The sequence below is a fragment of the Sulfurihydrogenibium sp. genome (assembly GCF_027448985.1).
GTDB lineage: Bacteria > Aquificota > Aquificia > Aquificales > Hydrogenothermaceae > Sulfurihydrogenibium.
Genome location: NZ_DAIDMN010000072.1, coordinates 1 through 7,283 on the forward strand (window position 1 = coordinate 1; position 7,283 = coordinate 7,283).

Here is a 7,283-nt window from a genome sequence, read left to right on the forward strand (position 1 = left end):
CAGATGAGTTTAAGATATGGAGCGCTATCCATAACTTCTTTATCTATTACAACTTTATTTGTAATGATGATGTGTTTGTCTTTTACTCTTTCAACTGTCTCTTCTTTTGTTTTTGTGATGGGGTATATCTCTAAATATCCAAAATCTTTAAATGTATCTAAGTTTACATCTTCTCCTAAAGTCAGAGCGTCTAATATGGCTAACTTCATAACTTTCACCTTTATATAAACAATGAACTTACAGAACTTTCTATGTTGATTCTTTTTATCGCTTCACCGATTAATTCTGCAACGGATAGAACTGTTAGTTTATCAAACTCTTTTCCTTCAACTGGAATTGTGTTTGTTGCTATTACTTCTTCAATGGCAGAGTTTTTGAGTCTTTCAACTGCTGGTCCTGAAAAAACTGGATGAGTACAAGCAGCTATTACTGATTTTGCACCTTTGGATTTAAGCATATCGGCAGCAGCAACGATTGTTCCCGCTGTGTCTATTATATCGTCTATTATAACTGCATTTTTTCCTTCTACGTTTCCTATTACATCAAGTGTTTCTACTACATTTGGAGCAGGTCTTTTTTTGTATATTATAGCAAGATTACCACCAAGTCTGTTTTGAAGCATCCTTGCTCTTTCTACTCCACCTGCATCCGGAGATACTATCACCAAGTCATCTATATTCTTTGCTTTAAGATATTCATAAATAACAGGTAAGGCGTATATGTTATCAACAGGACAGTCAAAAAATCCTTGTATTTGAGCAGAATGAAGGTCAACAGTTAAAACTCTATCTGCACCGGCTTTTTGAATAATATCAGCCAGTAGTTTTGCACTTATAGGAACTCTTGGTTTGTCTTTTCTGTCTTGTCTTGCGTAAGCAAAGTAAGGTATAACTGCTGTAATTCTATGGGTAGATGACCTTTTTAAAGCATCTAATAGAAGAAGTAGTTCCATTATGTTATCGTTTACCGGATATGTAAGACTTTGGATTACAAAAACGTCAGCTCCTCTGACGTTTTCGTTTATCTGAACTCTTATCTCTCCATCACTAAATCTTGTTAAAAGAACATCAACTAAAGAAGTTTCCAAATATTCAGAGATTTCTTTGGCTAAGGATTTGTTGGCATTTCCACTGATAAGTTTTAAGACTTTACTCAACGAGTTCCTCCGGATATATGAAATGTTAGCTGGGGAGGGAGGATTCGAACCTCCGACACCCGGTTCCAAAGACCGGTGTTCTGCCAGCTGAACTACTCCCCAGTGTTTATTTGAATCTTGTTTTTATCAACTTCCAACTTCTTACCTTACAAGCTATCTCTACTTCTTCAGAAGGAGTACCTATACAGTAAACACTACTTCCACTACCACTTATGTATGGTTTGTATCCGGAGTATGTTAAAAAGTTATAGACTTCTTCAATTTCCGGATACATTTGCTTTGCAATATCACCAAGTTTGTTTTCAGCTATCTCAAATAACTTTTTAACACCGTATTCCTTTATCAGGTTTAATATTATATTCAACTGCTCCTTATTTGTCAATATATTTTCGTTTACTTTGGAGTATACCTTTCCTGTATTTGATTTCACATTTGGATATACTATAAAAATATCTTCAGATAAACTTTCATCAAAAAAAGTTAGTTTTTCTCCGATACCTTCAGCTAAAGCAAAACCACCTTTTAGAAAGAATGGTACATCTGCACCGATTTTTACAGCTAAATCTAAGATTTCTTTTTCAGATAAAGGATGGTTATGATACTGATTTAAGAACTTTAAAACTGATGCTGCATTTGAACTTCCTCCACCTAATCCAGCTCCAACAGGAATGTTTTTTTCTATAAAAATGTCCCAATTTTGCTCTATTCCGGTAGCCTCTTCAAATAATACTACAGCTTTATAAACAATATTTTTCTCTTCTTGTAAATCTTCCTCAGGTAAAGAACATTTTACTTTTAAAAAAGCTGAAGGACTTATTTTTATCCTGTCGTAAAAATCAACAGTATGGAAAAAAGAAAATATGTTATGATAACCATCTTCTCTCTTTCCTTCTATCCACAAACCTATATTAACTTTTGCTGGAGATTCTAATGTTATCATTAACTCCCTCGTAAACACATTTGTTTTTTCCTGTTCTTTTTGCTATATAAAGGTATCTATCAGCTTCTTCTATGTCAAGGTATGGATTATCCAAGTTAGTCAACTCTTTAACACCACAGCTAACAGTTACACGTTTTACAACGGGAAAGTTGTAATTCTCTACCTGTTTTCTTATTCTTTCTGCAACTATCTTTGCACCTTCCAAATCTGTATGGGGAAGTAAAATTAAAAACTCTTCTCCCCCGTATCTGAAGGCATAATCAGATTCTCTTAGATTAGTTTTAACAACTCTTGAAAAATGCATCAAAACTTCATCTCCAATTAGATGTCCATGATTATCGTTAACTTTTTTAAAGTTATCTAAATCCATCATTAGTAATACCGTTTTATATTTATACCTTTTCATTCTACTGATTTCCTTTGCTAATACAGTATCAAGAATATGCCGGTTAAAAAAGCCGGTTAAGGAATCTTTTAGGGCTATTGAAGAAATGCTGTCTAAGGATTTTTTGTTTAAAAGGTATAACAGTTTTAAAGAGATGTTTTCTAAATCTTTCAACAGAATATAAACCGAAAGACTGTAATGTGGATTTTTTTCCTTAAAAATCTTTTTTATCTTCTCCAATTTATTGTGGAAAAGTTTATGAAAGTACTCAACATCTTCGTAAGAGTTTTCTTCTAATAAATTCTTACCGTTTAATTCAAGCCACCTTGAAAACTCACACTTATCATAAGGTGGAATATTTTTAATACTCTCTTCTTCTTGGTCCATAATCGCTTTTAAAAATTTATTTTTATTTTCTATATGGATTTTAGCCGCTTCTTGAATGGAAAATATCATTTCAACGTTACTATCTTTTATCAATTTTTTCTCTTCTTCAAGAGAGTAGTTTACAAAAGGTCTTAAAAATATTAGAAAGTCAAAATTTACCTTTTCTCTTAAAATTTCGTTGTGGTCAACAGATTTAAAAAGTATTTTGTAAACTTCTATCACAACCTCATCTGTAAAACCTTTTAAGAAAAGTCTTTTTCCTGCTGTATAAACAGTTTTTATATAAGTTTCATCCGGATATCTAAGCATGTACCTTTTTATGTAATTTTTTACAAACCTTTTAAGATAAATTTTATCTTCAACAGATAGTATTGATATCGATATGCTTTTTTCATAGAAAGTTTCAAACTCAGAAATTATCTGGTAAATCTCTTTACCTATCTGTTTTGTACTTTCCTCCCAATATGTCTTTCTGATATGCTTTTTAAAATTTTCTAAAAGTTTGTAAGGCATTTTTTTCATCCTATTAATCCCCATTTGTGTAAAAAATATTTTAACATGAAAAAATATTTTTATATTATAAACATAGCATCACCGTAACTGAAAAATCTGTACTTTTGATTTACAGCTTCATTGTATGCTTTTATTATAAACTCTCTTGAAGCAAAAGCAGAAACAAGCATAATAAGAGTTGATTTTGGTAGATGAAAATTCGTTATAAGTTTATCTACTAACTTAAACTCAAAGGGTGGATATATAAATATGTTTGTGTAATCTTCTCTTTTTCCGGTTAAACCGTAACTTTCTAAAGTTCTAACCACTGTAGTTCCAACTGCTATAACAGATTTACCTTTTTCTTTTGTTTGTTTAATCAATTCTAATGTTTCTTGGGGAATACTGTAAAACTCTTCGTGCATCTTATGTTTTGTTATGTCTTCTTCTTTTACCGGCTTAAAGGTTCCAAGTCCAACATGAAGAGTTATGTAGGTAATATTTACACCTTTTTGTTTTATCTTTTCTAACAGTTCTTGGGTAAAATGAAGTCCGGCTGTAGGAGATGCTACTGAGCCTTCTTTTTTTGCAAAAACAGTTTGATAGAGCTCTTTATCTTTCTCTTCATCTTGTCTTTCTATGTAAGGTGGAAGTGGGATATGCCCGTATTTTTCCAAATCTTCTTTAAGGTCTTTACTGTGAATTTTTATAAAGCCTTTATCTTCTTCCCGTGATAGATATTCAATGTAAAAATCATCTGATACAAATATTCTGTCTCCTTCTTTTAGTCTTCTGATATTTTTTATAAGAGCTTCCCATACATCGTCTTCAACAGGTTTTAAAAGGAACACTTCAATGTTTGCTCCTGATTTTTCTTTTTTTCCAATGAGTCTTGCTGGAATTACCTTTGTATCGTTTAAAACCAAAAGGTCTCCTTCTTCAAGGTAATCTACTATATCTCTAAATATTCTGTGCTCTATCGTTTGTGTTTTCCTGTTTAAAACCATCAAACGACAGCTGTCTCTTGGTTCAACCGGATACTTTGCTATAAGTTCTTTTGGTAGATAATAATCAAAATCCGATAATCTAATCATTTTGACAACTTCGAGATTAAAAGAAATATTAATGATATTACAACACTTATTAAAAGAGATGTGGTTAAAGGAAAGTAGAATGTAAAGTTATCCTTTTTAATCAATATATCTCCGGGAAGCCTTCCTATATTAAAAGGCAGTTTTTCAAAAAACAAAAATAAAACTCCAACAACCATTATTAAAAAACCTAAAAATATCAAAATTTTCCCTAAACTCTCCATTACTACCTATTCTCAAAATTTTATGATAGGATAATTTATCACTGATAATAAATTATATCAAGGAGAATTGATTGAAAGAAGAAAAGACTGAAAAACTGGTAATATGGGGAAGAAATCCGGTTGTAGAAGCGTTAAAATCCGGAAGAAATTTAGAGAAAATTTTGGTAGCTCATGACTCCCATCCACCAAAAGAGCTTTTAAAACTTGCAGAAGAAAAAAAAGTAAAAGTCCAAAAAGTTCCAAGACAGAAAGTTGAAGAGTTAGCTGGAACAAAAAAAACCCAAGGAGTAGTTGCCTTAGTAAGCCCTATTCAATACTGGAACGAAGATAAACTGATAGATAAAGTAATAAAAGAAAAAGGAATTTTACTTGTTTTAGACCACATAACGGACCCACAAAACGTAGGAAGTATAATGAGAACAGCGGAGATTTTGGGAGTTGGTGGAATTGTACTACCAAAAGAAAGGTCAAGTCCAATAAACGAGGTTGTAGTAAAAGCGTCTACCGGAGCAGTTTTTTACCTTCCTATAGCAAAAGTTGGAAGTTTAAGGAATACACTAGAAAAATTCAAGAAAAAAGGTGGTTGGGTTGTGGTTGTTGAAAAAGGAGGGAAAAATATAAATGATGTAGATTTTCCTTTTCCACTTGCTTTGGTTGTTGGCTCAGAAGGTAAGGGTGTATCCAAATCTGTCTTGGAAACGGCAGATATAGTAGCATCAATCCCAATGAAAGGTAAAATAACATCTTTTAACGTTTCAAACGCTACAGCGATAGCTTTATGGGAAATATTCAAAAAGAAGGAGGCAGTGACATGAGTAAATTTGATATGGCAGCTTTAACATGGGATGAAAAACCTATGAGAGTCAATATTGCCCAAAATGTAGCAAACACAATAAAAAAACATATTCCTTTAAACAAAGATATGAAACTACTTGACTTTGGATGTGGGACTGGACTTTTAACGTTCTTTCTTTTAGATGATGTAAAAGAAGCGGTGGGAGTTGATACATCAAAAGGAATGTGTGAAGTATTTACAAAAAAAGCCCAAGATAACAATTTAAACAACGTAAGAGTGTTCAATATAGATTTGACAAAAGAAGATTTAAATGAAAAATTTGATGTAATAGTTAGCTCAATGTCTTTACACCACGTAAAGGATACACAACAGATATTAAAAAAATTTTATAAACTACTGAATGAAGGTGGATATATTGCAATTGCAGACTTAGTTAAAGAGGACGGGACTTTCCACGATGACAACGAAGGAGTAGAACAATTTGGCTTTGATTTATATACTTTAAAATCAATGTTTGAAAATGCAGGATTTAAGGATGTCAAATACGATATTGCATATACAGTTAAAAAAGAAAGAGAAGGGCAGATAAAAGAATATCCTATTTTTTTGATGGTTGGAAGAAAATGAGGTTATCAGAAATAGCAAAAATAGTAAACGGTAAAATTCTAAATTTAGAGAAGGATGAAGAGATAAAATCTTTTTCTATTGATAGCCGGAAGATTTTAGAAAACACTCTTTTTATTCCTTTAAAAGGTAGTAGAGATGGTCATGATTTTATAGAAGATGCGTTAAAAAACAAAGCTTTAGGATACTTATCAGAAAGAGCTGTTAGTTTAAAAAACGGTATCTTAGTAAAAGATACATACCAAGCTTTAAAGGACATTGCAAAGTACAAAAGACAAAAAATAAATACGGTAATAGGTATTACAGGCAGTAGTGGTAAAACATCTACAAAAGAACTCACTAACTTTGTTTTATCAAACTTCTACAGAACCTATGCTACATCCGGAAACTACAACAACGAAATAGGTGTTCCTTTAACTCTTGCAAACACCCCGGAAAATACAGATGTAGCTATAGTAGAGATGGGGGCTGGAAAAGTTGGAGATATAGATTACCTAAATGAGATAGTTAATCCGGATATAGGTGTTTTAGTCTCAGTTGGACACGCTCATGTAGAAAAGTTTGGTAGTTTTGAAAACATTATCAAAGGAAAAGGTGAGATATTTAATAGGTCTTCTTTCCACGTTTTACCTTTTGACCTTTTCCACCATTACAAAGATAAACTAAAAAAATACATATCATTTGGAGAAGAAGGAGATATAAAAGTAAAGAATATAAGAATAACAAAAGAAGGTACATCTGGATTAGTAGAGTATAAAAACGAAAAAATAGATTTAACAATACCAATATACAACAAAGGTGTATTTAAAAACATTGGAGCGGTTGCAGGTATTCTTTACCATTTAGGATTAGACCCTATAAAAAATCTTCAAATTTTAAAAGATTTTAAACAACCACAAGGAAGAGGAAACATCTTAAAAGTAGGAAATATAACTATAATTGATGATTCATACAACGCAAATCCATTATCTGTAAAGAATGCGATTGAAACACTAAATGAAATACCATCTTTAAAAATACTTGTGTTAGGAGATATGCTGGAGCTTGGAGAACTTTCAGAAAAACTCCATAGAGAAATAGGAAAAGAGATACTAAAAACAAACATAGATTACGTATTTCTTTACGGTGAAGAAACAAAATACATTTACGACGAACTACAAGGGAAAAAAGTAGTTAAACACACTACAA

At 31.9% G+C, this 7,283-nt stretch carries 8 protein-coding genes, 1 tRNA gene and 1 pseudogene; 3 read left to right on the forward strand and 7 right to left on the reverse strand.

Translation table 11 applies throughout. The features are described from left to right. The 7 genes and pseudogenes from NE054_RS06425 to NE054_RS06455 form a co-directional block, all read right to left on the reverse strand. Window positions 1-209: pseudogene (locus NE054_RS06425) on the reverse strand (hydroxyacid dehydrogenase); the annotation flags it as partial. A gap of 11 nt (window positions 210-220) precedes the next feature. After that, the gene (locus NE054_RS06430) at window positions 221-1,156 is read right to left on the reverse strand and encodes a ribose-phosphate pyrophosphokinase (protein WP_297889942.1); all 936 of its coding nucleotides are present in this window, start codon (window positions 1,154-1,156) and stop codon (window positions 221-223) included. Between the two features lie 29 nt (window positions 1,157-1,185). Continuing rightward, window positions 1,186-1,258, reverse strand: a tRNA-Gln gene (locus tag NE054_RS06435). 4 nt (window positions 1,259-1,262) lie between these two features. After that, complete coding sequence (locus NE054_RS06440; RefSeq protein ID WP_297889944.1) at window positions 1,263-2,096, reverse strand: 4-(cytidine 5'-diphospho)-2-C-methyl-D-erythritol kinase; 834 nt, start codon at window positions 2,094-2,096, stop codon at window positions 1,263-1,265. Beyond that, entirely contained in the window at window positions 2,065-3,381 is a 1,317-nt protein-coding gene (locus NE054_RS06445) for a sensor domain-containing diguanylate cyclase (protein ID WP_297889946.1), read from the reverse strand. Before NE054_RS06445 ends, NE054_RS06440 begins: the two co-directional genes overlap by 32 nt. A gap of 59 nt (window positions 3,382-3,440) precedes the next feature. Beyond that, complete coding sequence (gene queA, locus NE054_RS06450; protein WP_297889953.1) at window positions 3,441-4,451, reverse strand: tRNA preQ1(34) S-adenosylmethionine ribosyltransferase-isomerase QueA; 1,011 nt, start codon at window positions 4,449-4,451, stop codon at window positions 3,441-3,443. Next, on the reverse strand, window positions 4,451-4,675 hold the full coding sequence (locus NE054_RS06455) for a DUF2905 domain-containing protein (RefSeq protein WP_297889948.1): 225 nt from the start codon (window positions 4,673-4,675) through the stop codon (window positions 4,451-4,453). Before NE054_RS06455 ends, queA begins: the two co-directional genes overlap by 1 nt. A gap of 71 nt (window positions 4,676-4,746) precedes the next feature. Here NE054_RS06455 and rlmB point away from each other — a divergent pair, with 71 nt between their 5' ends. From rlmB to murF, 3 genes are all read left to right on the forward strand, one after another. Beyond that, a complete protein-coding gene (gene rlmB / locus NE054_RS06460) occupies window positions 4,747-5,490 on the forward strand; it encodes a 23S rRNA (guanosine(2251)-2'-O)-methyltransferase RlmB (protein ID WP_297889950.1) in 744 nt (247 codons plus the stop codon). Next, on the forward strand, window positions 5,487-6,098 hold the full coding sequence (locus NE054_RS06465; RefSeq protein WP_297889951.1) for a class I SAM-dependent methyltransferase: 612 nt from the start codon (window positions 5,487-5,489) through the stop codon (window positions 6,096-6,098). The genes rlmB and NE054_RS06465 overlap by 4 nt, the downstream gene beginning before the upstream one ends. After that, window positions 6,095-7,283: UDP-N-acetylmuramoyl-tripeptide--D-alanyl-D-alanine ligase (murF, locus tag NE054_RS06470; protein WP_297889952.1), on the forward strand; the 1,189-nt coding region annotated here is incomplete at its 3' end. The genes NE054_RS06465 and murF, both read left to right, overlap by 4 nt.

Bases quoted from the DNA above. Each gene is read 5' to 3' on its own strand.
- NE054_RS06440 (WP_297889944.1), bottom strand. From the start codon at position 2,096: ATGATAACATTAGAATCTCCAGCAAAAGTTAATATAGGTTTGTGGATA.
- NE054_RS06445 (WP_297889946.1), bottom strand. From the start codon at position 3,381: ATGCCTTACAAACTTTTAGAAAATTTTAAAAAGCATATCAGAAAGACA.
- NE054_RS06455 (WP_297889948.1), bottom strand. From the start codon at position 4,675: ATGGAGAGTTTAGGGAAAATTTTGATATTTTTAGGTTTTTTAATAATG.
- NE054_RS06465 (WP_297889951.1), top strand. From the start codon at position 5,487: ATGAGTAAATTTGATATGGCAGCTTTAACATGGGATGAAAAACCTATG.